This is a genomic window from Streptococcus suis, from assembly GCF_002964045.1.
GTDB classification, from domain to species: Bacteria; Bacillota; Bacilli; order Lactobacillales; family Streptococcaceae; genus Streptococcus; species Streptococcus suis_U.
The window spans coordinates 1-2,219 of record NZ_POPB01000160.1 but is presented as its reverse complement, the minus strand read 5'-3'; the positions used below and the strand labels follow the sequence as shown (position 1 = coordinate 2,219).

The following is a 2,219-nucleotide window of genomic DNA, read 5'->3' as shown; positions in this document are numbered from 1 at the left end:
CAATAACAAAGTATATTGAAAAGGCTCCAAAGTCCTATCGACTCTGGAACCTTTTTCTATTTACATGCTCTCTTAATTTTTTCCTTCCATGGCAAATAAGCCTCCAGCACCTCCTTTTTTGCGAGTGTCTCCTCATTAGGTAAGTGTTCTAGAAGATAGTTCATATATTTCTCTGCATCAAGTCCGTGTCGCTTAGCTGTTTCTAAAAGACTCAGAATGACAGCTGTCGATTTGGCTCCCTCAAAGCTCTGAGAGAATAACCAATTTTTTCTGCCAATCACTAAGGTCTTCATTGCCCTCTCAGCCATATTGTTAGACAAGACTAAGTCACCGTCCGAGAGAACGGTTCGGAAAGTGGTTTCGTAGTTGAGGCTATACTCTATTGCAGTGCCCAATTTGGAGCCTGGCAAAACAGATTGCTCACGACACCAGTCAAAGAATTCGTCCATCAAGGGAGCCAACTCTGTCTGGCGTTTATGCAGTCGCTCCTCGCTAGACAAGTCAGCCCAGTCATTCTCTAAGGCAAATAGGCGGTCGCAATAGGCTAATCCCTTGGCTCCTAATGAAGTCTTGTCGGTCTTCTTAGGAGTCGCCTCAAAAAACTTTCGTCTGACGTGAGCCCAACAGCCAACCAGCTGAGCCTTGTCTAATTGACGATAAGCACTCCACATGTCACAATGAACGTAGCCCGCATAGTCCCCAAGAAATTTCTCCACAACTAAGCCACTCCGTCGTTTGTCGTGATGATAGAGGGTGATACCCTTTTTCTCATGCTTACCAGACAAGAAGGTCCAGTAGAAGGTTAACTCACTATCATTTTCTAAGACCTTGTAGGAGGTCTCATCCGCATGAAGAATAGGCTGCTCCAACAATTTCTCGTGCAACAGGTCATAAATTGGTTCGAAATAATACTGACTAGACTTGATGTGCCAGTTGGCTATTTCCTTCCGACTGATTGGCAGACCAAGCTTATGCCAGTCCTCTTCCTGACGGTAATTGGGCACCTTAAGATTGAACTTCTGATGAATAGTATGGGCGATAATAGAAGCCGAACCCAAGCTGTGTGCCAAAGGTGCCTTAGGAACGGGAGCCTTGATAATCTTATCGCTTAGATTCTTCTGACTACATGCCTGACACTTGTATGCGTGTTGAACATGGTCAATCCGCTTTAATTGTGCGGGAATAAAGACCAACTCTTGTCGTTGAACAGTAGAACCAATCTCTTTCAACTGTCCATGACAGTCTGGACAAGTGCAGTCTTCACCCTGCAGTTCGTGATGAACAATCTCTGGAGTGAACTGACTAAAAATAGCCTGACGAACTCCCTTAGCTTTCTTGCGTTTATAGGTAATCGTTTCTGTTTCAACTGGGTAAGTCAGCTTCTTCTTCAGGGAGACTTTCCTCCCCAAACAAGCTCAGCTGACCGGGTTGATACACAACCTTCTCTGATGATTTTCCGTAGAGTTTCTGTCTCAGATACTCAACCTGTTCACGAAGGAGAGTGAGTTCATTAGCCATCATCTCTATCGTTTTTGACTGTGTTTCAATAATTTTTTCTAGTGATGACATAACCAATCTCCTTCTTTTTGTCTTATTATACACAAAGAAAAGCCATGATTTCAATAGAAATCACGACTTTTTGAAACATTTATTTTTGGACTGATAGAAAAACCTTTCATGAGCCAGTCCACCTGTTCGGAAGTGAGGGCTTTAACCTCCTCTTCATTGTTTGGCCAGGTCAATTTCCCATTTTCAAAACGTTTATACAATAACCAAAATCCCTGTCCATCCCAGTAAAGAGCTTTGAACCGGTCTTTTCGACCTCCGCAGAAGAGATAGACCTGACCTGAAAAGGGATCCAGATTGAATTGACTTTTGACAAGGTAGGCGAGAGAATCAATCCCTTGACGCATATCTGTTTTCCCGCAAACCAAATAGACTTGACCTAAATCACTGAGCCGGATTGTCATAGAACAGTACCTTATCCAAGATTGTTTCCAATACCTCTTGGTTGATAGAGTGAAAGAAAGTGAGTTCTACTTTTTCGAGACGAATCTTCATCAGAATATCGTTTCTGCCTTTCTTCTCAAAGTGTCTAGATTGGGGAACAGTCAATGGGACGATGGGCTGTGACATAATAAATCCTCCAGTTATGTTTTTTATAACAGTATACAGGAGGAGGGAGTGATTAGATAGATACCTTGTTATTGGGCGGTTAC

General features: G+C 42.9%; 4 protein-coding genes. All 4 read right to left on the bottom strand.

The features are described 5' to 3' along the window. Nucleotides 1-56 precede the first annotated feature (56 nt). From C1E99_RS00990 to C1E99_RS00975, 4 genes are read right to left on the bottom strand one after another with little or no spacing between them, the layout of a single operon-like run. Complete coding sequence (locus C1E99_RS00990) at nt 57-1,409, bottom strand: IS66-like element short variant transposase (protein WP_105206339.1); 1,353 nt, start codon at nt 1,407-1,409, stop codon at nt 57-59. Further along, nucleotides 1,363-1,569, bottom strand: coding sequence for a transposase (locus C1E99_RS00985; RefSeq protein WP_105126552.1), 207 nt, complete (start codon nt 1,567-1,569; stop codon nt 1,363-1,365). The genes C1E99_RS00990 and C1E99_RS00985 overlap by 47 nt, the downstream gene beginning before the upstream one ends. 50 nt (nt 1,570-1,619) lie before the next feature. Beyond that, nucleotides 1,620-1,970, bottom strand: a complete 351-nt coding sequence (gene tnpB, locus C1E99_RS00980; protein ID WP_024407179.1) for an IS66 family insertion sequence element accessory protein TnpB — start codon at nt 1,968-1,970, stop codon at nt 1,620-1,622. Continuing rightward, nucleotides 1,951-2,136 carry a hypothetical protein gene (locus C1E99_RS00975; protein ID WP_105140478.1) on the bottom strand — a complete coding sequence of 62 codons (186 nt, stop codon included), beginning with the start codon at nt 2,134-2,136 and terminating at the stop codon, nt 1,951-1,953. The genes tnpB and C1E99_RS00975 overlap by 20 nt, the downstream gene beginning before the upstream one ends. Between the last annotated feature and the right edge of the window lie 83 nt (nt 2,137-2,219).